Origin of the sequence: Pseudomonas sp. Root71 (assembly GCF_001429045.1) — a bacterium.
GTDB classification, from domain to species: Bacteria; Pseudomonadota; Gammaproteobacteria; order Pseudomonadales; family Pseudomonadaceae; genus Aquipseudomonas; species Aquipseudomonas monachiensis.
The window spans coordinates 33,668-55,524 of the sequence record NZ_LMHY01000007.1 but is presented as its reverse complement, the minus strand read 5'-3'; the positions used below and the strand labels follow the sequence as shown (position 1 = coordinate 55,524).

Sequence of the window (21,857 nt, the reverse complement as noted above, 5' to 3'; positions counted from 1 at the left end):
GAAGGAAATCATGACCACTGCGTTGTTAATCATCGACGTCCAACAGGCTTTGTGTTCCGGTGAATACGAGTGCTTCGAGATTGGACGGGTCATCAACACCATCAACGACCTTTCTGCCCGGGCGCGCAAGGCGGGCGTGCCCGTGGTGCTGATCCAGCACGAAGAAGCGGGCAGCCCGCTGGCGCATGAGGCTGCCGGCTGGCAACTGGCCGACGGGCTGGAAACCACGCCCAAGGACCACCGCGTACGCAAGACCACCGGGGATTCGTTCTACCAGACCAACCTGCAAAAACTGTTGCCGAAGGAGGACTTCGAGCGCCTGGTCATCTGTGGCCTGCAGACCGACTATTGCGTCAACGCCACCGTGCGCCAGGCCCTGAAACTGGGTTACGACGTGGTGCTGGCGGGCGACGCGCATTCCACCGTCGACAACGGCAACCTGACCGCCGAAGACATCATCGCCGAGCACAACAAGGACCTGGCGCACCTCACCGGTTCCGTGGCGCGGATCGATGTGGTCCCGGCCAAGGACATCCACTTCTGAACCCACCCTGTTTCCCTGTGGGAGCGAGCCTGCTCGCGATGATGCCAGCACATTCAACATTGATGCTGGCTGACTTACCGCTATCGCGAGCAAGCTCGCTCCCACAGTAATCCCGGTTGTTCGCAGATGTTGCGTTCACCCACTAACCCCTGTGGGAGCGAGCTTGCTCGCGATGACGTCATTACAGCCAGCATTGATATTGATTGACCCACCGCCATCGCGAGCAAGCTCNGCTCGCGATGACGTCATTACAGCCAGCATTGATATTGATTGACCCACCGCYATCGCGAGCAAGCTCGCTCCCACAGTAATTTCGGTCGCTGGCAGATTTCGYGTACACCCACTAACCCCTGTGGGAGCGAGCTTGCTCGCGATGACGTCATTACAGCCAGCATTGATATTGATTGACCCACCGCTATCGCGAGCAAGCTCGCTCCCACAGTAATTYCGGTCGCTGGCAGAATTTCGCGTACACCCACTAACCCCTGTGGGAGCGAGCTTGCTCGCGATGACGTCATTACAGCCAGCATTGATATTGATTGACCCACCGCCATCGCGAGCAARCTCGCTCCCAAAGGACTTACACCGCTCCGAAAATCTCGATCAGCTCATTCAGAAACGCGCTCACCAGATCCCGCTGCCGCGCCGAATGCCGCACCGCCGCATGAAAGCTGACCTCATAGCGCAACAGGTCCGGGTTCAGCGGGTGTAGCTGCCCCAGCTGTTCATGGCGGGTCGCGTAGTGCTGCGGCAGAAACCCCAGGTGCTGGCCGGACAGGATCAGCAGGGCTGCGCCGTCCATGCTGTCGGTGAGCACGGTCAGGCGTTCGATGGACGTGGGGGCCGGCATTTCCGGCAGGGGATGGCTCGGCCAGACCCAGTCGAACCCGCTGACATCGTCGCGGGTCAGCGCGCCGACTTGCCCGAACAGCGGGTGCGAGGGCGCGCAGTAGGCAATCTGGGTTTCCGGGAACAGCGGGAAATAATCGATGCTGGGCAAGCGATGCCAGAAGTAACCGATGGCCAGGTCGATATGGCCGTTGATGATTTTTTCTTCCAGCAGCGACGATGACAGCTCGGTGAAATGGAAGTACAAGCCCTCGTGCCGTGCCCGCAAACGGGCAATGGCCTGGCCGATTTTCCTGTTCGCCACCGGATCGATTTGCCCCAGCAGGCCGATGTTGATGCTGCCCGAGACTTTGCGGTTGATGTGCTGCACCTCGACCCGAAAGCCTTCGGCCGCCGCCAGCAAGCGCCGGGCCGCGTCGATGAACTGAGTGCCTTTGGGCGTTACCGAAAACCCGCCGCGCCCGCGTTCGCACAAGCGGAAACCAACCCGGGCTTCGAGCGTTGCCAGCTGCGCGCTGATCGTGGGTTGCGTGGTGTTGAGGGCGGTTTGCGCCGCCGAGATGCCGCCCGCTTCGACGACGGTCAGAAATACCCGGATCAGGCGCAGATCCAGCTCCGTTACAGTTCCCAGCATGGGGGGCTCCCGATTCTCGCTTACATAGATGCTGATCTATGTGAACAGTGTGCCTGCGATATTTTATTGCCCGGACTCACGCCCTACATTGCCGTGAAACCAGCGTCATCGTCAGCTTTTTCTGGAGTTTCACCTGAACTGGACGTCGTAGCGAGCGCTGTACCCACAAAAACAACAAACAACAGCATAGGAACAATCGTATGTCAGGTTCCCCAGTGTCTGCGCACGCCACCGAGGCGAGCGGCGGGTTGGCCATCGAAGGCCACTCCATCGACTACATCCCGGAAAACGAACGTCACGCCAAACTCAGCAGTCAGGGGCCTTTCTGGTTCCTGGGCAATTTCCACTTCTTCACCATCTCCATAGGTTTTGTCGGCCCGAGCCTCGGCTTGTCGGCACTGTGGACCATGCTGGCCGGTGCCCTGGGCATTATGTTCGGCACCATTTTCATGGCGTTCCACGGCTCCCAGGGCCCGGAAATGGGCCTGCCGCAGATGATCCAGTCCCGCGCCCAGTTCGGCTATCGCGGGGTGATCCTGGCGTTGATGGCGACGATGTTTGTGTTCGTCGGTTTCAACGTGGTGAACATCTCGCTGATCATGAATGGCCTGGAGCATGTGTTCGGCATTGACCCGACCCTCGTCGCCGTTGCTGTGGTGCTGATCGGCGCATTGTTGTCGATCTACGGCCACGACCTGATGCACAAGGCCTTCAAGTGGGCCTTGCTGGCGACCTTGCCGCTGTATGCACTGGTGACCATCGCCCTGATGTTCGGCGCGGGCCAGGAAGGCGTCACGCCGGCGACCGACCTGGGCTTCAACTGGGTGGCCTTCGCCACGCTGTTCGCCATCGGTGCCAGCTACAACATTTCCTATGCCCCCTACGTGTCTGACTATTCCCGCTACCTGCCGAAAAACACCAGCCGGGCAAAACTGATCGCGGCGGTGTTCATCGGTGCCTCGTTGTCCGGCAGCTGGATGATCGGCCTCGGCGCCTGGCTGGCCCAGGAGCTCAAAGCAGCGGATGCACTGGTGGCGTTGAACCAGGTCGGCTCCTCGATGGTGCCGGGGCTGGGCAATCTGCTGGTGATCGTCTCGGTGGCGGGCTTCCTGCCGATCATCGCCCTCAACACCTACAGCGCCATGCTGACGCTGCTGACCGGTGTCGACTCGATCAGGAAAATCACCCCGACACCCCGCGCCCGCGTGCTGTCGATCAGTGTGATCAGCGTGATTCTGTTGACCTGCGTGCTGTCGATCAAAGGTGACGGCATCGCGCTGTTGAACACCTTCCTGGTGTTGTTGCTGTACTTCCTCGTGCCGTGGACCGCCGTCAACCTGGTGGACTACTTCTTCGTGCGCAAGGGCCGTTATGCGATACCGCATTTCTTCACGCCAAACGGCATCTACGGCGCCTGGCAATTTCGCGGCATCGTCTCGTACCTGATCGGCTTCGCCGCCATGGTGCCGTTCTTCTACATCTACGATGCCGCCGCCGGCAAAGAGGTGTTCGTCGGCCCGCTGGCGCGAGTGCTGGAAGGCGTGGACATCGCCTGGCTGGTAGGCCTGGTGGTTTCGGGGCTGACCTACTACCTGCTCAGCCGCTCGATTGATCTGGCCGCCGAACGCCGGGTGATCGATGCGCTCAGCGAGAGCGACATTGTCGCCATGACCCATTCATCTGCGGAGGCAGGGCGTTGAACAGCGCAAAAAACACCGTGGTCGCCTGCTGCCAACTGGCACCGAAAATCGGCGACCTGGCCTATAACCGCACGCTCACCGAACGCGCGATTCGCCAGGCAGCCTTACAGGGCGCCCAGGTCGTGGTGCTGCCCGAGCTGGTGCAGAGCGGCTATCTGTTTGCCGACCGCTTTGAGGCGCTGTCGCTGGCGGAAACAACAGATGACCCGACCTTGCAACTGTGGCAGGCCCTGGCCCGTGAGCTGAACCTGGTGATCGTCGGCGGTTTTTGCGAGCGCCTGCCCGGCGACGAACTGGCCAACAGCGCGGCGATGATCGACGCCAATGGCCTGCGCGCGGTGTATCGCAAGGCCCATCTGTGGGATGCCGAGAAGGACATCTTCACGGCTGGCGATGCGCCACCGCCGGTGGTCGAAACGCTGCATGGACGGTTGGGCATGCTGATTTGCTACGACCTGGAATTCCCCGAGTGGGTGCGTCTACCGGCGCTGGCCGGGGCCGATCTGCTGTGTGCGCCGGTCAACTGGCCCGACGGTCCGCGGCCGCAGACCGAGCGCCCGGCCGAAGTGCTGCGGGTGCAGGCCAATGCCTCGGTCAACCGCATGTTCATCGCCGCCTGTGATCGCTATGGCCATGAGCGCGGGGTCGGCTGGGTCCAGGGTTCGGTCATCGTCGACGCCGACGGCTACCCGTTGGCCGGGCCCGCGGAGCAGGGCGGCGAGCAGATGTTGCTGGCCACGCTGAACCTTACCGAAGCGCGCAACAAGCGCATCAGCGCGCGCAATGATCTGCACAAGGACCGCCGGCCGCAGCTGTACGGGCTGCACAGCACCTTGTAAGCATTGATGTCATTGCGTGCTGGACGCCCATCACGGGCCATGGCATCGTCGAAACGAAAAGCCATGCAGTGAACGGGATCGCAATGATGGGGGAGGGAAATAAAGTCGACGGTGACGCGACGATGGTCACGCTCAAGGCGTTCAATCATTGCGTATTGCACCTTGGCCGGCTGGCGCGGGAGAGCGGGGCGTCGCGATTCATCGCCGATGGCCTGCAGGCATTCGCTCAACTGGTGCCCTTCGCGTCTGCCTGGTGGGGGGAGATGTCGACGCCAGGCCCTGATGTCCCCCCTCAGAGCTGGATGCACGGCAGCATCAATCTCCCCGAATCCTTTGCCGCCGAATGGCATCCGGTGGCGGCAAACGACCAGTTCTCCCACGCCACGCTCAATCGTCCCGGTGAGGTGGTGCGCGACAACGGTTTCAACGACCCGTGCGAAGCCGTCAACGATTTCGCCCGGCGCTACGATCTCTACCACTTGATGAGCATCACCTATGAGCTGCCCGAAAGCGGCTTGATGTTTTTCGTCTGCCTCTACCGTGGCCAGCATGAACAGGCATTCGAGGAGCATGAAGCCGAGCTGTTTTCGGCGTTCTGCGATCACCTGTTCCAGCTGTGGCGGTTCCAGGTGCAGGACATGATTCGCTTCGATAGCGAAAACGGCGCGAGTGATTTTGGCGTCGCGCGCATGGACGGCAGCCTGTTGTATGTGGGCGCCAGGTTGTGCGCCGCCATTCAACGGGAATTACCCGGCTGGAGCGGTTCAATGCTGCCGGGCGAGGTGATCGCGCAACTGGCGAAGGCGCCCTGCGTGATCCGCCTGGGCCGCTGCGCCCTGACCCTGAGCCCCAACGCCGGACACGTCATCCTGTCCCTTGAAGCACCGTCGGGTGGGGACGGTTTGGCGCCACGGGAGCGCACGGCAGCGATGCTGTTCGCCGCCGGGCACTCCTACAAGGAAATCGCCAAAATGCTCGCCCTGAGCCCCGCGACCGTGCGCACTTATTTGCGCAATTGCTACTTGCAACTGGGTGTGAAAAGCAAGGTGGAACTGGGCTCGGCGCTGCGTTCACCGGGTGCGCTGGCGGAGTCCGTGCGCCGGGATTAATCCCAGTCGTTTCAATTATTTGCCTTACCCCTCCTCATTTGCAGAGGTCCATTCGAACGCTGCGCCCTATAGGGTAGGCCCTGTCTATCAGGGGCCGGCGCAGTCGCTTCGGGCCGCTTCAAAACAATAAGAACAGGGGTGAGGCATTTGAGACTTTCCAGGCTTTTTGTCGCCGTTGCGGCGACGACGGCATTTTCCGGCATGGCGTTGGCGGCGACACCCGCCGACACGGTCATGCGCAATGGCTACGTCTACACCGTCGATGGCCAGAATTCGGTGCAGCAGGCCATTGCCATTTCGGGCGGCAAGATCGTCTATGTCGGCAGCGATGCCGGGGTCGACGCTTACATCGGCAAGCAGACACAACTGATCGACCTGGCCGGGCGCATGCTGATGCCGGGCTTCGTCGATGCGCACATGCACCCGGGAGATGGCGGTCGCGCCATGACCTTGTGCGACCTGAAATACCAGACCATGACCCGCGCGCAGTTTCAGGCGAGCATCCAGTCCTGCCTCGATGCCGACAAGGACAAGGGCCCGGATGTCTGGCTGGAAGTGGGCAGCTGGGATCGCATGGGCATGACCGGGCTCGACGGCGACGCCGACAAATCGACCCTGGACGCGCTCAAGACCAAGCGTCCGATCCAGGTGCGCTCCACCGACTTCCACACCGTGCTGACCAACTCTCGCGGCCTGGAGCTGGCCGGCATCAACAAGAACACCGCCGACCCCGAAGACGGCAAATACCGCCGCGACAGCGCCGGCAACCCGAACGGCATCTGTGAAGACGGCGCCGCCGAATCGCTGGCCGCCGTGGTGCCACCTGCGACCGACGCGGAAAAACTCAATCAGGTTCGCGCAGCCCTCGACGCCATGCGCCAGCAAGGCATCACCAGTTTCATGGATGCGCTGTCCGGCCCGGAAAACGGCAAAGCCTTCACCAGCCTGCAAAAGTCCGGCGAGCTGACCGCCCGGGCCTTGCTGGCGATCAAGCTGGACCCGGCCGCCGCTGCCGCCGACCCGGTGAAAACCATCGCCGAGGCCAAGGCCCTGGCCAGCACCTACGATCAGGGCGAAGTACATGTCGCGCCGGGCGTGAACATGCGCCACGTCAAACTGTTCATGGACGGCATCATCAATGCCCCGGCGGACACCGGCGCCATGTTGACCCCGTACCTGCACAATAGCGGCACCGACAAGGCGCCGAAGTGGACGCCGGGCAAGAACCTGGGCGAACTGTACTTCCCGCCGCAAGTGCTCAATCCGTTGTTGCTGCAAGCGGTCAAGGCCGGTTTCGATCCGCACCTGCATGCCACCGGCGAGCGCGCGGTGCGCGATGCACTGGACAGCGTGGCCTACGTGCGCAAGGAACTGCCAGTTACTGATTTCCGCCCGGCCATCGCACACGCCGAGTCGGTCGACCCTGCCGACTATTCACGCTTCAAGGCACTGGACGTCACGGCCACCATGTCGTTCCAGTGGGCACAGCAGGCACCGTCCACGGTCGACGGCACCAGTGACCACCTTGGCGCCGAGCGATTTGCGCGCATGGAGCCCTCGGGCAGCATCGCCCATGCCGGTGGTCGCGTGGCGTTTGGCAGCGATTGGCCGGTCGATCCCCTCGATGAGTTCCTGGCGCTGAAAGTCGGTGTCACCCGTTCCGGCGACCCGACCAATCCGCACAGCTATGGCCCCAAATATGCAGGGCGACTCAACACCGATCCGGCGCTGTCGCGAGCCGAGGCGCTGCGCAGCATCACCCTCAACTCCGCCGAACAGCTGAAGCTGGACGCGGTGCTGGGTTCGGTTGAAGTCGGCAAGTTCGCTGACCTGATCGTGCTCGACAAGAACTTCATGCAGGTGCCCGAGGAGGAACTGGGCCGCAATGACGTGCTGCTGACGCTGGTCGGCGGCAAGGTCGTGTGGGCCAAGGCGCCGTTCCTGGGGCTTGCGCCACACGTGGTTTCCCAAGCGGTCACTTCCCGATCCGCCCCATAAAAACTAGAGAGCGTTCCAATGCGATTGATTCCAAACCTGTTGGCCGCCGCGCTGGCCTTGTCGTCGGTGCAGGCCATGGCCGCCGCTGACCTGGTGTTGTTCAACGGCAAGGTCTTTACCGCCGAACCCGGCCAGGCACTGGTGCAGGCTGTTGCGGTGCAAGACGGCAAGATTCTGAAAGTGGGCAGCGATGCCGAAATCAATGCCCTGGCCGATGCCAAGACCCAGCGCATCGACCTGGCGGGCAAAGTGTTGATGCCGGGCATGATCGACACCCACAGCCACCCGGTCTCGGGCGCTTTCGACAGCATGAAGGCCAACCTGCTGGACGAGGTCAAACCCTTGCCGGAACTGGAGCAGTGGTTGATCGAAGAGGACAAGGCCGGACGTGCCCGTTCCGGTGATGTGATCAGCGTGGCCGGGGTCAGTTCGGCCTACTGGGAGAAGAGCCGTGAACTGGGCAAGGTGTTCAACCAGGGGCGTTGGGCTGATCAGCCCATCGTCTTCAGCGGCATCGACGGCCACACCGGTTGGGCTAACAATGCGATGCTCAAGCGCCTGAACATCGACGCGGCGCTGGTCAAGAGCCTGCCGGAGAAAGAACGCAGCTTCGTCGGCCATGAAGCGGACTTCACGCCGAACGGCTACTTCGCCGAATCCCGTTGGGATGTGGTGCGCAACGGGATTCCGGCGCCTACTCCGGAGGCGATGCTCAAGGCCGCTCGCGAGGCGGTGAAGATCAACAACCAATTCGGCGTCACTGCCTGGATGGACGCTGCGGCGAACGGCGGCGGCGAAGATTCGCTGTTCGATTTCCATGCCACCGCCGAAAGTGTCGGCGTGCTGCCGCTGTACAAGGAGCTGGCGCAGAACGGCGAACTCAGCGCCCACGTCGCCGCGTTGATGGTCACCAATCCGAAGAGCAAACCTGCCGACCTGGAAGTGATCGCCACGGTGATGAAGCAGTTCGAGGGCGTGCCTAACCTGACGTTCCCCGGCATCAAGGTGTTTGTCGACGGCATTCTTGAATTCCCGGGGCAAACCGCAGCGGTTATCGTGCCGTTCAAGAACAGCCATAAAAATGGTCAGTTGCTGACCGACCCGGCGCACTTTGGCGAGCTGGTGGTGGCGGCGGAAAAACGCGGCTGGATCGTGCACATGCACGCCGTCGGCGACCGGGCGGTGCGTGAAGCGCTCAATGGCGTGGCGTATGCGCGCAAGCTCAGCCCGACGCCTGTACCCCACAGCGTCGCGCACCTGCAACTGGTCAATCCCAAGGAGTTTCCACGCTTCAAGGAACTGGGCGTGATCGCTTCGATGCAACTGCTGTGGGCCACCGGAGAGTCCTACACCGTCGAACTGGTCAAGCCTTACATCAGCGCCTTTGCCTACGGTTACCAGTATCCCGCGCGGTCCCTGCATAACGCCGGCGCGACGATTGCCGGTGGTAGCGACTGGCCGGTGTCGAGCGCCAATCCGTTCAACGCCATTGCCCAGGCCAGCACACGCAAAGGTCCGTTGGGCGTACTCAATGCCAAGGAAAGCATCGACCGCCAGACCATGTTCTATGCCTACACCATCAACGCGGCGAAAACCCTGCGCCTGGAGCAGCAGATCGGTTCGCTGGCACCGGGCAAGCAGGCCGACCTGATCATCCTCGACCGCGACGTGTTCAAGGTCAGCGATGACGACCTGTTCGAAACCAAAGTCCTGAACACGTTCTTCGCCGGCAAGCAGGTCTACGCCCCCGCATCCTGACCTGCGTACACCCAACACCGCAAAAACTGCCAGCCCCTCGTAGAGCGAGGGGCCTGGCATCGCCATGCCTGAAATTCCCCGTACGCCATAACAACAAGAGAACTGTATGAACGCACTTTCAGCATTGACCCTCGCAGCACTCGCACTGGCCCCCCTGACCAGCCAGGCCCTGGCCCTCAACGATGATTTCAGCCTGGAGATGACCCTGGGCGTCGTCAGCGACTACCGCACCCGGGGGATCTCGCAGACCCTGGGCGATCCGGCGGTGCAGGGCGGAGCAACGCTGCTGCACAGCAGCGGCCTGTACATCGGCGCCTGGACCTCCAACGTCGATTTCGGCGGCGGCTTCGACACCCGCCAGGAGCGTGAGTACTACGCCGGTTACTACTGGCAGGCCACGGACGCCATCAGCCTGGACCTGGGCTACATCAAGTACGACTACCCGAAAAATTCCGAATTCAACCTCAGCGAGGCGTATGCCGTTCTCGATCTGTACGGTGTGAAGCTGGGTGCCTATTACTCCAAGGACACGCCGAACTTCTTCGGCGAGGACCAGGACACCCTTTACACCTACGTGGGTTACAAAATCGATTTGCCGGCCGAAGTCGGCCTGGATTTGCGCTTTGGGCGCAACGATGTGAACGACCCCGCGTTCTGGTCCGCCAATGGCGATAGCCGTGAGTCTTACTACGAGTGGGAAGCCAAGCTGACCCGCGACTTCGTCGGCGTCACCTGGGGGCTGAGCTACGTCGACACCGACCTGTCGAAAAGCGAGTGCAGCAGTTGGTACGGCTATGACGACCTCTGTTCGGCGACAGTTGTAGCCAGCGCAACCAAGACCTTTTAAATTCCGTCCCTGACAACAAAAACAGTTCCACAAAGGAAACACCGTCATGAGTGCGCAACGCAGTCCCCTGATCGAGACCCGCTCGATTGATTTCATTCCCGAGGCTGAGCGACACGGCAGTCTCTACAGCCAGTTCACCCTGTGGCTCGGCGCCAACCTGCAAATCACCGCCATCGTCACCGGCGCCCTGGCCGTGGTGCTGGGCGGCGATGTGTTCTGGTCGCTGATCGGCCTGCTGATCGGGCAAGTGCTCGGTGGTGCCGTGGTGGCGCTGCACGCGGCGCAAGGGCCGAAGCTCGGCTTACCGCAGATGATCTCCAGCCGCGTGCAGTTCGGGGTGTATGGCGCGGCGATCCCGATTGTTTTGGTGTGCCTGATGTACCTCGGGTTCAGCGCCACCGGCGCGGTGCTGTCGGGGCAGGCGATCGCGCAATTGATCAGTGTCAGCGACAGCACCGGCATCCTGATCTTCGCGGCGAGCATCGCGTTCCTGACGATCTTCGGCTATCGGGTGATTCACCTGGTCGGGCGAGTGGCCAGCGTGCTGGGCATCATCGCCTTCGCCTACCTGTTCACCCGGTTGATGACCCTCAACGACATCGGCCTGCTGCTCGACAATCGTCATTTCGGCTGGAGCACCTTCCTGCTGGCGGTTTCGCTCTCGGCGTCCTGGCAGATCGCCTTCGGCCCCTACGTGGCGGACTATTCGCGCTACCTGCCGAGCAAGACCTCATCCTGGAAAACCTTCACCGCCGTGGGCCTCGGCACAGTGCTGGGGGCCCAGACTTCGATGGTGCTGGGGGTGTTCGCCGCCGCACTGGCCGGGGCCAGTTTCCGCGGGCACGAAGTGGCGACCATTGTCGGCCTGGGCAGTAGCGGTGTGATCGCGTCCTTGTTGTACCTGAGCATTGTGTTCGGCAAGGTCACGGTGTCCACCCTCAACGCCTACGGCAGTTTCATGTGCATCGCCACCATCATCAGCGGCTTTCGTCGTCGCCTGGAAATCACCGCCCGCCAGCGCATGCTGTTTGTGCTGCTGATCGTCGCGGCGTCCACCGCGCTGGCATTGCTGGGGCAGTACTCGTTCCTCAACTCGTTCAAGTACTTCATCCTGTTTTTGCTGACGTTCTTCACCCCGTGGAGCGCGATCAACCTGGTGGATTACTACTTCATCAACAAGGAGCGTTACGACATCCCGGCGCTGTCCGATCCGAACGGGCGCTACGGTCGCTGGAACGTGCTGGGGATCAGCGTCTATGTGATCGGCGTGTTGATCCAGTTGCCCTTTGTCGACACCCATTTCTACTCCGGGCCAATGGTTGCGCAACTGGGCGGCGTGGATATTTCCTGGATCGTCGGGCTGCTGGTGCCGGGGGTGATCTATTACGCGCTGGCCAAGCCGTCGATGAGTGCGGTGGCGGTTGAGCGGGGTTAATCAGAGAGAACGATGAGCTCTTGTGGCGAGTTGACTAGCGCTTTGGTAGTTTCCAGTGCTCACGCAACTGTTCGTACTGCGCTTCGGGCAGTTGCACCAGCACCGGGGATTTGCCCGGGTCCAGCCAGTCGAACAGTTGCGCGATGTTCGCCGGATCCATGGCTGTACAACCACGGGTCGGTGCACTGGGGCCGCGCCAGATATGGAAGAAAATGCATGAGCCGGCAGCGGGCGTGGCCGGAGTGTTGTGCTGGATGACGATGCCTTGGCGGTACAACTCATCCGAGCGGCGCATCCGTTCGGAGCTGTTCCAGCCTTTATCGACCACTGCTCCGTCGACCAGTTCGTTGTAACGCGTGGACTGGCTGTCATCCACGCATTCGATGGTCGGCGTCAACGCTAGATAAGGCAGGCGGGTGTCGGCCGAAGGCGCGTAGCCGAACGCCGTGCCCAGCTTGAACATCCCAGCCGGCGTCTTGCCATCGCCTTCCTGTTTTACCGGTCCTTCAGGTTGCTCGATATCGAGCAGCCCCTTGCCCCAGCCCATGCCGTTCTTGCCGAGAACGACTGCAAAGGGCGCTTCGAATTTCCGGAAGGTTTGCCCGTGCCGCTCATAGCGCTGGGCAGTGCCCTGGATGTCATCCCAGCTTTTACTGGTGACCACGATCAGTTGGTCGCTGCCGTCGAGTCCCTGAGCCATTGCGGCCAGCGGAAACAGCGCCACCGACAGAGCCTTGAGCAGAATGTTCATGGTGCAAGCGGCGTGATGGGGAAGTCCATGACGTCCGGCTTCGGCGGATTCCCGCTGTACGTGAAGTGCCACCACTCGGCCGAATAACCCACAAAGCCTTCCTTGGCCATGGCACTGGTCAGGCGCTGGCGATTGGCTTTGGCCGTGGCGTTGATCAGCGCCGAGTCGGTGTGCGCCCGCTCATCGAAGCAATCGAAACCGGTGCCCATGTCGAGGGCGCCGTCGTGCCAGCGCTGGCCGTAAGGGGCGGTGCAATCCACCGGCGTGGCCGAAGGCGTCCAGGTGTCGGCGGGCAGGGCCTCGGGGCCGGTCAGGGTCAGGTCGACGGTGTTTCCCCGGGAATGATTGGACACCCGGGCCACATACCCCAGGCGCCAGAAGTCCTGCTTGTCGACCCGGGGGTAGAACTCGGTCTTGAGCGAGTCGCCAGGTTCGCTGGCGAAGCGGCCCATGTCCGCCACCGCGCGGGTCGGGCGATAACAATCGAATACCTTCAAGCCGTAGCCTTCGGCTTTCAGCGAGCTTTGCACTCTGGCTAACGCCTTCGCAGCATCCGCCGACAGCAGGCATTCCGCTGCCTGGTAACCGTCGAGCGGGTGCCCGGTGAAGTTGTGCGCGCTGGCGTAGCGGATGTCCTGCTCGATGCCCGGGTCGACACTGCGCACATACACCATGTGCCCGGGTTTCGATTCGTCGGCCATGCACGACGTGGCAAGGCTCAGGCACAGCAACAACAGACAGGGTGAACGAAACATCGGAAGCGGCTCCATGCATGACCAGTCATTGCATCATGGCTTGAAACCGTCCGTACCTCCATGAAGTTGTTGATCGGCGTGATAGGACGAACGCACCAGCGGCCCGGACGCCACGTTCTTGAAGCCCATGCGCGTGCCTTCCTCGGCGAACCAGGCAAAGGTGTCCGGGTGCACGAAGCGCTGCACCGGCAAGTGACTGCGCGAGGGTTGCAGGTATTGGCCGAGGGTCAGCATGTCGATCTCGTGCTCGCGCATGCGCTGCATGACCTCGATGACTTCTTCGTCGGTCTCGCCCAGACCCAGCATCAGGCCGGATTTGGTCGGCACATGGGGCACCGCTTGCTTGAATTTCTGCAGCAGGTCCAGCGACCACTCGAAGTCCGAACCCGGCCGCGCGGCCTTGTACAGGCGCGGTACGGTTTCCAGGTTGTGGTTGAATACGTCCGGGGGCTCACTGGCGGTGATCGCCAGGGCCACGTCCATGCGTCCGCGATAATCCGGCACCAGGGTTTCCAGTTGAATGCCGGGGGACAGCTTGCGGATTTCCCGCAGGCAATCGACAAAGTGTCGGGCACCACCGTCGCGCAAATCGTCGCGGTCCACCGAGGTGATCACCACGTACTTCAGGCGCAGCTCGGCGATGGCCACGGCCAGGTTCATCGGCTCGTTGACGTCCAGCGGCTTGGGCCGGCCATGGCCGACATCGCAGAACGGGCAGCGACGGGTGCAGATGTCGCCCATGATCATGAAGGTCGCCGTGCCACCGGAAAAACATTCACCGAGGTTCGGGCACGAGGCTTCTTCGCAGACGCTGTGCAGCTTGTGCTTGCGCAACAGCTGCTTGATCCGGTCGACCTCGGGAGAGATCGGCATGCGCACACGAATCCAGTCGGGCTTGCGCGGGAATTCATCCGTGGGAATGATCTTCACCGGAATCCGTGCGACCTTTTGCGCGCCGCGCAGCTTGGTGCCGATTTCCACTTTCGCCGGGCTCTTGCCGGTCGATTCGACAATGGCATTCATGATGCTTTCCTTGTGCAGCAGGGAGCAGAACCTGTGGGAGACCCTGTGGGAGCGAGCTTGCTCGCGATGAGGCCATTACATTCAGCATTGATGTTGAATGAAAGTCCGCCATCGCGAGCAAGCTCGCTCCCACAGAGTTTTTTCCCACAGGGTTTTTGTGTTGTGTGCTCAGTCGCGGTAGACCGGGAAGTCGGCACACAGGGCGGCCGCCTGCCGGGCGACATTGGCCTCGATATCGGCATCGCCAAGGTGATCGAGGATGTCGCAGATCCAGCCGGCCAACGCAATGCTCTGCGCTTCCTTGAAGCCACGGCTGGTGATTGCCGGCGTGCCGATGCGCAAGCCCGAGGTCACGAACGGCGATTGCGGATCGTTGGGCACGGCGTTCTTGTTCACAGTGATGCCGGCACGGCCGAGGGCGGCGTCGGCGTCTTTGCCGGTGAGGCCCTGACGGATCAGGCTGACCAGGAACAAGTGGTTATCCGTGCCGCCAGACACCACGTCATAACCGCGCTCGATAAACACCTGCGCCATCGCCTGGGCGTTACGGATCACTTGCGCCTGATAAGTCTTGAATGCCGGCTCCAACGCTTCCTTGAAGCACACGGCCTTGGCGGCGATCACGTGCATCAGCGGGCCGCCCTGGCCGCCGGGGAATACCGCGGCGTTGAATTTTTTCTCAAGCTCCGCATTGGCCTTGGCCAGAATCAGGCCGCCACGGGGGCCGCGCAGGGTCTTGTGGGTGGTCGTGGTGACCACGTCGGCGTAGGGCAGGGGATTGGGGTACAGACCGGTTGCCACCAGCCCGGCGACGTGGGCCATGTCGACGAAGAAGTACGCACCGACCTTATCGGCGATCTGGCGGAAACGCGGGAAGTCCAGGGTCTTCGAATAGGCCGAGAACCCGGCGATGATCATCTTCGGCTTGTGCTCGACCGCCAGGCGCTCGACTTCGTCGTAATCGATCAGGCCCGTGGTAGTGTCGATGCCGTACTGCACGGCGTTGTACAGCTTGCCGGAAAAACTCACCTTGGCGCCGTGGGTCAGGTGACCGCCGTGGGCCAGGCTCATGCCCAGCACGGTGTCGCCGGCTTGCAGCAATGCCAGATAAACTGCGGCGTTGGCCTGGCTGCCGGAGTGCGGCTGGACGTTGGCATAGTCGGCGCCGAACAGTTGTTTGGCGCGGTCGATGGCCAGTTGCTCGACCACATCGACGTGCTCGCAGCCGCCGTAGTAACGCTTGCCCGGATACCCTTCGGCGTACTTGTTGGTCAGGCCGCTGCCTTGTGCCTCCATCACCCGCTGGCTGGTGTAGTTTTCCGAGGCGATCAGTTCGATATGGTGTTCCTGCCGCGCATCCTCGGCGTTCATCGCCGCCAGCAGTTCGTCGTCATAGCCTTTGATCTGGTCGTGTTTGCTGAACATGGTGTGGTCCTTTTGCGGATTCGGGAAATGCCCGGGAGGGCTTCAAGTGTCGGCGTGTTCTGCGGTCAGTCGTTCATAGGCGTCTTGATCCAGCAGATCGCTCAGCGCCAGGGCATCGACCGGTTTGAAGCGAAAGAACCAGCCTTCGCCCAATGGATCTTCGTTGACCAGTTCCGGGGTGCTCTCCAGCGTCGCGTTAATCTCGACCACTTCGCCGTCCAGCGGCATGCCGATACTGCTGGCGGCTTTCACCGATTCCAGCACCGACACTTCAGCGCCTGCATCGAAGGCGCCCAGTTCAGGCACCTGAACGAACACCACATCCCCTAGCGCCTGCTGGGCAAACGCCGTGATGCCGACGGTGACCAGGCCATTGCTCTCAAGGCGCAACCATTCGTGATCGACGGTAAAACGCAATTGGCTCATATCAACTCCTTATTGTTTTAAGGCTCGTGGCGGGGTGACGAGCGGGTTGCAGGAGTGATAGCAAGGGTGGTGCCAAGGTTAATTAGTTGTTTTAAATCAATGGCTTGAGTTGTTTGTGTAGTGTTTGTGATATCTCACCCGTATTGAATTCAATACAAGCAAGTATGCCCTTGGAGGCAAGCGCCGTGATTGCTGGCGTGGAAGGGATTGTCTTGATTTCGCTACGCTGTATCGATTTGCAGACGAGGAATTCAGCAACAACACTGGTCCCCTGTGGGAGCGAGCTTGCTCCGGGCGGCGTTCCGACGATAGCGGTATGACAGTCACATTGATATCGACTGACACTCCCTCATCGCGAGCAAGCTCGCTCCCACAGGGGAATGTGTTGTCGGTGACAATGTGTTCCGACAGATCACTCAGGGCTTGGCGGGAATCCCGTATTTGCGCAAGCGAATCGCAATCGCGCTATGGGACGTCTGCAACCGCGCCGCCAGCAACCGGCTGGACGGATAGCTGCGATACAGCTGTTCCAGCAGGTTCTTCTCAAAGTCGCCAACCGCTTCTTCCAGGCTGCCGACTTCGCCGTCGTTTTGCCGCTCGACGGCCGTGCGGGCGATGTCCAGGTCGTCGATGTCCACCAGCGGGTTTTCGCAAATCGCCGCCGCGCGAAAGATCACGTTTTGCAGTTGCCGCACGTTGCCCGGCCAGCGGTTGCCGAGCAGGGCGCTGAAGGTGCTCGGCGCCAAACGGCACGCCGGTCGCTGGATCTGCGCGCAGGCCTGCTGCATGAAGTGATTGGCCATCAGCAGGATGTCGTGACCGCGTTCGCGCAGCGGCGGCACTTGCAGGTTGAGCACGTTGAGGCGGTAGAACAGGTCTTCGCGAAAACGCCCTTCGGCGACCATTTTTTCCAGGTCGCGGTGGGTCGCACTGAGCACCCGCACATTGACCCGGACCTCTTTGTCGCCACCGACCCGGCGGAAGCAACCATCGCTCAGGAAACGCAGCAACTTGGCTTGCAGATAGGGCGACATTTCCCCCACTTCATCGAGGAACACCGTGCCCTGGTCTGCCAGTTCCAGCAGGCCGAGCTTGCCGCCCCGTTGCGCGCCGGTGAAGGCGCCGGGGGCATAGCCGAACAGCTCGCTTTCGGCCAGGCTCTCTGGCAGTGCCGCGCAGTTCAGGGCCAGAAACGGCGCATCGTGCCGTGGGCTGATGGCATGGCAGGCACGGGCCACCAGTTCCTTGCCGGTGCCGGTTTCGCCCTGGATCAGCAGCGGTGCATCGAGGGCCGCCACTCGTTGGGCGCGGGCCTTGAGTGCACGGATCGGCGGCGATTCGCCGAGCAGCGCATCGAAGCCTTCGGCATGGTCATGGTGCAGTGCCGACAGGCGTTCACCGATGCGATTGGGTTGATACAGGGTGAGCAGGGCGCCGGCGTCGGTGATCGGCATCGCGTCGAGCAGCAGCGTCTGGCCGCCGAGGCTGACCTCGTGCATCGGCAGGCGGAAATGCTGAGCGATCAAGGTGCGTTGCAAATCGGCATCGTCGAACAGTGCGGTCAGGGATTCACCGGCCGGTTCGCGGCCGCAGAGGGCGATCAGCGCCGGGTTGGCCAGCAGCACATGGCCTCGATCATCCACCGCCAGCACCGGGTCGGAACTGGCGGCCAGCAACGCGTCCAGTTGCAGGCGCCGGCGTTGCCCCGGAAGGATGTCGACCATGGTCACCGCTTGCACGCCGCGCACGTCGAAAAGCGCCTCGCGCAGTTCTTCGAGCACTTCGGCGCCGAGGGTCGGGGCGTCGATGTAGACGTTCGGCGGCACCATCTCCACGGCGTCGAGGTTGAAACTGCGACCACCGAGCAGGGCCAGCACTTCCTGGGTGATGCCGACGCGGTCGATGAAGGTGACGTGGATGCGCATGACGGGCCTGCAAGGTTGACGAACCGAATCAGTATGCCCGGCAAAATTTGAATTTGGCGAGCGTCACATCACGGCTGGCCGGTTTTACGGGCGCTGGCGGCCAGGTCCTCGAGGAACGCTTGCAGGATCGGTGGCGGTGCCGTGCCGCGACGGGTGATCACGTCGAACGGCGACTTCAAACGCAAACTCCCCGGGGCCAACTGGTGCATCTCGCCGCTCTTGACCCATTGGGCGGCGAAGTGCTCAGGCAGGAAGCCCAGGTAGGCGCCGGAAATGATCAGGATCGCCGTGGCTTCGATGTTGTCCACGGTGGCGGCCGCCTTGCTGACGCCCAGGTGTTCGAGGTCGTATTGCTGCATGTAGCCGCGCACGACGATGCGCCCCGCAGCGACTTCTTCGAGTAGCTCCTCACCTTCGGCGTGGCTGCCGTACAAAGGGTGGCGCCGGCCGCAATACAAACCCAGGGCTTCCTGGTACAGCGGTGATTGCAGCAGGCCCGGCACATGGATCGGGAAGTGCCCGATGGCCAGGTGCAGGCGGCCGTCGAGCACCCGTTCTTCGAGTTCCGCCGGGGTGCCGACGTACACGTTCAGGTGTACGTCATGACCCCGTGAAACGAAGCGCTGGGTGGTGCGCGGAATCGGCGAATCCGGGTCGGTGATCGTGGTGTCGATGATCCCCAGGTTGAGCTTGCCGCTGATGTGCTGCTTGAGCACGTCGGCGTCCATGCAGAAGTTCTCCACCGCCGACAACAGGCGCTGGGTGGCTTCATGGATCGCCACCCCTTGTTCGGTCAGGCGGAAGCCGCTGCGCCCACGCTGGCAGAGCTTGACCCCGAGGCGGGTTTCCAGATGGGTCATTTGTTCGCTGATGGTCGACTGCCCGGCATTGAGCGCCGCCTGCGCTGCCGAGAAGCCACCGCAGCGGACAATCGTGGCAAACACCCTGAGCAGTTTCAGGTCGACATCGTGCAGCTGGATCATCTTGGGCCTCCGGCATGGGGATGCATCGGGAATACCGATATGAGTATCTGATGTTTAGCATTTTTTCCACGAAAACCTGCGCCCATAGTCTTTCCAACGGCGGTCGCCTTGCAGTCCGCCAAGCCGATAACAAGAAGTGGAGAGGCTAGAAATGTCGAACAACGGTTATGAATCCGGTCGCCTGAACCTGCCATTCGTGGGTCATTGCACCTTTGGCAAATCCCCGGTGTGCACCGATTGGGATGCACTGGATGCCGACGTCGCGGTGCTCGGCGTGCCCAACGACATGGGCACCCAGTGGCGCTCCGGCGCACGCTTCGGACCACGCGGGATTCGCGAAGCATCGACGCTGTTTTCCTTCGGCCACGCCGGCGCCTACGACCACGAAGATGACGTGATGTACCTCACCGCATCGGACGTGCGCATGGTCGACGTCGGTGATGCCGACATCGTTCACACCGACATGGTCACCAGCAACAAGAACACCGAATACGCCGTGCGCAAGATCCTCGATGCTGGCGTGATGCCGGTGGTGCTCGGCGGCGACCACTCGGTGCACGCGCCAGTGATCAAGGCCTTCGAAGGCCGCGGCCCGATCCACATCATCCACTTCGATGCGCACCTGGACTTCGTCGACGAACGCCACGGTGTTCGCTACGGCCATGGCAACCCGCTGCGCCGCGCCTCGGAAATGAACCACATTGTCGGCATGACCCAGATGGGTATCCGCAACGTCTCGTCGTCCAACCGCGACGACTACGAAGCAGCCCATGAAGCCGGCTCGAAAATCCTCTCGGTGCGTGATGTGCGTCGCCTTGGCGTCGAGGGTGTGCTGGCGCTGATCCCGCAGGACATCAACTACTACATCACCATCGACATCGACGGTTTTGACCCGTCCATCGCCCCCGGCACCGGCACCCCGAGCCACGGCGGCTTCCTCTACTACGAAGTGCTGGAAATCATCCAGGCCCTGGCCAAGCGCAGCAAAGGCAACATCGTCGGCATGGATCTGGTGGAAGTGGCACCGGTCTACGACCCGACCGGCATGACCTCGATCCTGGCCGCGCAACTGCTGCTCAACAGCATCGGTTTCATCTTCCACGAGCGTGGCAAGGTGCGGGCAGCCGCCGAGAGCGAAGCCGCATCAGCCTGATCATCGAAACCAGTGACCCGGCAGGCTCTGACTGCCGGGCAGAGAGAACAAAAATGGACACGATCGTCAAAAGTTACCTGCAAAAATTCGGCGTCAGCGAAGCCACCCAGACCTTCCTCAGCAAGGTCCAGAAAATGTTCATCGGCGGCGCCTGGGTCGAAGCCAGCGACGGCCAGACTTCCGATGTGATCGAACCCTCGACCGAAGGCCTGATCACCCGCATTCCCATGGGCACCACCGATGACCTGGACCGCGCCGTGCAAGCCGCCCGCGCGCAGTTCGACGGCGGCGCCTGGCGTCAGGCCAAACCGGCCGAACGCGAGCGCATGATGCAGCGCCTGGCCGACCTGATCGAACAGAACGCCGCGGAGCTGGCGCAAATCGAATCCATCGACATGGGCAAATCGGTAGCCTTCGCCAAGGACGTGGACATCCAGGGCACCGTGGATACCCTGCGTTACTTCGCCGGTTGGGCCACCAAGCTCCACGGCCGTACCGTCGAACCTTCACTGCCGGGCAATTACCTGGCCTATACCCGCAAGGAAGCGGTAGGCGTAGTCGGCGCCATCGTGCCGTGGAACTTCCCGCTGCAAACAATGGCCTGGAAGCTCGGCGCGGCGCTGGCGACCGGTTGCACCGTGGTGGTCAAGCCCGCCGAACTGACTTCGCTGTCGGCCCTGCGTTTCGCTGAACTGGTGCAGGAAGCGGGCATTCCGGATGGCGTGATCAACATCGTCACCGGGCGCGGCAGTGTGGTCGGTGCGGCCATGGCCACCCACCCCGGCATCGACAAACTGACCTTCACCGGTTCGACCCCGGTCGGCCAGACTGTCGGCCGCGCAGCGCTGGATGACATGAAGCGCCTGACCCTCGAACTCGGTGGAAAATCACCGGTCATCGTCTGCGCCGACGCCGACATCCCGGCCGCCGCCCAAGCGGTCGCCAACGGGGTGTTTTTCAACTCCGGGCAGGTATGCGACGCCGGTACACGGGCCTATATTCATAGCAGTGTCTACGACGAATTCCTGCGTGAGCTGATCGCCTACACACGCACCCTGAAAATGGCCCCGGGCCTGGATCCGGACTGCTTCATCGGCCCACTGGTTTCGGCCCTGCAAAAGCAGCGCGTGACCGAGTACATCGAAACCGGCAAGGCCGAAGGCGCCGAACTGGTCTACGGCGGCCAACCGATCGATGGCCCTGGCTTCTTCGTTGAGCCGACCATCTTCGCCAACTGCCGCAATGACATGCGCATCGTCCAGGAAGAAATCTTCGGCCCGGTGCTGGTCACCGCACCGTTCGATGACGAGGAAGACGCACTGGCCCTGGCCAACGACTCGCCTTACGGCCTGGCTGCGGCACTGTATTCCAACGACCTGGGCAAGGTGCACAGCCTGATCCCACGCTTGAAGGCAGGCTCGGTCTACGTCAACGCCCACGGCACCCTCGATCCGTCGATGCCGTTCGGTGGCTACAAACAGTCCGGATTCGGCAAGGACCTGGGCGCCGAGCAGCTCGATTACCTGCTCGAAACCAAGGCGGTGTGGATCACGCTGCCAAGCTGATGCTGATCAGATAAAACAAGGAACAATGCAATCCCTGTGGGAGCGAGCTTGCTCGCGATAGCGGACTGTCAGCCAACATCAATGTTGCATGTCACGCCCCCATCGCGAGCAAGCTCGCTCCCACAGGTTTTCGATTCC

At 61.9% G+C, this 21,857-nt stretch carries 18 protein-coding genes; 10 read left to right on the top strand and 8 right to left on the bottom strand.

Translation table 11 applies throughout. The features are described from left to right. Positions 1 to 10: 10 nt before the first annotated feature. The gene (locus ASD95_RS08125) at positions 11 to 544 is read left to right on the top strand and encodes a cysteine hydrolase family protein (protein ID WP_056723777.1); all 534 of its coding nucleotides are present in this window, start codon (positions 11 to 13) and stop codon (positions 542 to 544) included. A gap of 580 nt (positions 545 to 1,124) precedes the next feature. Here the strand turns inward: ASD95_RS08125 and ASD95_RS08120 are convergent. Beyond that, positions 1,125 to 2,027 carry a LysR family transcriptional regulator gene (locus ASD95_RS08120; protein WP_056723776.1) on the bottom strand — a complete coding sequence of 301 codons (903 nt, stop codon included), beginning with the start codon at positions 2,025 to 2,027 and terminating at the stop codon, positions 1,125 to 1,127. Between the two features lie 200 nt (positions 2,028 to 2,227). On the opposite strand from ASD95_RS08120, the gene ASD95_RS08115 reads away from it, so the two are divergent. The 7 genes from ASD95_RS08115 to ASD95_RS08085 all read left to right on the top strand — a co-directional run bounded on the left by ASD95_RS08115 (position 2,228) and on the right by ASD95_RS08085 (position 11,713). Further along, positions 2,228 to 3,727, top strand: a complete 1,500-nt coding sequence (locus tag ASD95_RS08115) for a purine-cytosine permease family protein (RefSeq protein WP_056723774.1) — start codon at positions 2,228 to 2,230, stop codon at positions 3,725 to 3,727. Next, a complete protein-coding gene (locus tag ASD95_RS08110) occupies positions 3,724 to 4,566 on the top strand; it encodes a nitrilase family protein (protein ID WP_056723772.1) in 843 nt (280 codons plus the stop codon). The genes ASD95_RS08115 and ASD95_RS08110 overlap by 4 nt, the downstream gene beginning before the upstream one ends. Before the next feature lie 86 nt (positions 4,567 to 4,652). Then, positions 4,653 to 5,675: a helix-turn-helix transcriptional regulator gene (locus ASD95_RS08105; protein WP_056723771.1), complete on the top strand. Its 1,023-nt coding sequence runs from the start codon at positions 4,653 to 4,655 to the stop codon at positions 5,673 to 5,675. 201 nt (positions 5,676 to 5,876) lie between these two features. Beyond that, positions 5,877 to 7,673, top strand: coding sequence for an amidohydrolase (locus tag ASD95_RS08100; protein WP_056723769.1), 1,797 nt, complete (start codon positions 5,877 to 5,879; stop codon positions 7,671 to 7,673). Positions 7,674 to 7,691: 18 nt separating this feature from the next. Beyond that, complete coding sequence (locus ASD95_RS08095) at positions 7,692 to 9,431, top strand: amidohydrolase (protein ID WP_056723766.1); 1,740 nt, start codon at positions 7,692 to 7,694, stop codon at positions 9,429 to 9,431. A 106-nt stretch (positions 9,432 to 9,537) separates the two neighbouring features. After that, complete coding sequence (locus ASD95_RS08090; protein WP_056723764.1) at positions 9,538 to 10,278, top strand: TorF family putative porin; 741 nt, start codon at positions 9,538 to 9,540, stop codon at positions 10,276 to 10,278. Positions 10,279 to 10,324: 46 nt separating this feature from the next. Continuing rightward, on the top strand, positions 10,325 to 11,713 hold the full coding sequence (locus ASD95_RS08085) for a purine-cytosine permease family protein (protein ID WP_056723762.1): 1,389 nt from the start codon (positions 10,325 to 10,327) through the stop codon (positions 11,711 to 11,713). A 34-nt stretch (positions 11,714 to 11,747) separates the two neighbouring features. Here the strand turns inward: ASD95_RS08085 and ASD95_RS08080 are convergent, their stop codons facing one another. The 7 genes from ASD95_RS08080 to ASD95_RS08050 form a co-directional block, all read right to left on the bottom strand. After that, entirely contained in the window at positions 11,748 to 12,464 is a 717-nt protein-coding gene (locus ASD95_RS08080; RefSeq protein WP_056723759.1) for a L,D-transpeptidase family protein, read from the bottom strand. Then, complete coding sequence (locus ASD95_RS08075; protein WP_056723757.1) at positions 12,461 to 13,219, bottom strand: M15 family metallopeptidase; 759 nt, start codon at positions 13,217 to 13,219, stop codon at positions 12,461 to 12,463. The genes ASD95_RS08080 and ASD95_RS08075 overlap by 4 nt, the downstream gene beginning before the upstream one ends. Before the next feature lie 33 nt (positions 13,220 to 13,252). After that, the gene (gene lipA / locus ASD95_RS08070; RefSeq protein WP_056723755.1) at positions 13,253 to 14,242 is read right to left on the bottom strand and encodes a lipoyl synthase; all 990 of its coding nucleotides are present in this window, start codon (positions 14,240 to 14,242) and stop codon (positions 13,253 to 13,255) included. Positions 14,243 to 14,410: 168 nt separating this feature from the next. Beyond that, the gene (gene glyA / locus ASD95_RS08065; RefSeq protein ID WP_056723752.1) at positions 14,411 to 15,667 is read right to left on the bottom strand and encodes a serine hydroxymethyltransferase; all 1,257 of its coding nucleotides are present in this window, start codon (positions 15,665 to 15,667) and stop codon (positions 14,411 to 14,413) included. Positions 15,668 to 15,709: 42 nt separating this feature from the next. Continuing rightward, positions 15,710 to 16,093, bottom strand: a complete 384-nt coding sequence (gene gcvH, locus ASD95_RS08060; protein ID WP_056723751.1) for a glycine cleavage system protein GcvH — start codon at positions 16,091 to 16,093, stop codon at positions 15,710 to 15,712. Between the two features lie 416 nt (positions 16,094 to 16,509). Next, positions 16,510 to 18,018, bottom strand: coding sequence for a sigma-54-dependent transcriptional regulator (locus ASD95_RS08055; RefSeq protein WP_056723748.1), 1,509 nt, complete (start codon positions 18,016 to 18,018; stop codon positions 16,510 to 16,512). Positions 18,019 to 18,086: 68 nt separating this feature from the next. Then, positions 18,087 to 19,001, bottom strand: a complete 915-nt coding sequence (locus tag ASD95_RS08050; RefSeq protein WP_056723746.1) for a LysR family transcriptional regulator — start codon at positions 18,999 to 19,001, stop codon at positions 18,087 to 18,089. Positions 19,002 to 19,152: 151 nt separating this feature from the next. Between ASD95_RS08050 and speB the strand changes: the two genes are divergently transcribed. Then, the gene (gene speB / locus ASD95_RS08045) at positions 19,153 to 20,154 is read left to right on the top strand and encodes an agmatinase (RefSeq protein WP_046037917.1); all 1,002 of its coding nucleotides are present in this window, start codon (positions 19,153 to 19,155) and stop codon (positions 20,152 to 20,154) included. Between the two features lie 53 nt (positions 20,155 to 20,207). Then, on the top strand, positions 20,208 to 21,719 hold the full coding sequence (locus ASD95_RS08040; RefSeq protein WP_056723744.1) for an aldehyde dehydrogenase family protein: 1,512 nt from the start codon (positions 20,208 to 20,210) through the stop codon (positions 21,717 to 21,719). The last annotated feature ends 138 nt before the right edge of the window (positions 21,720 to 21,857 follow it).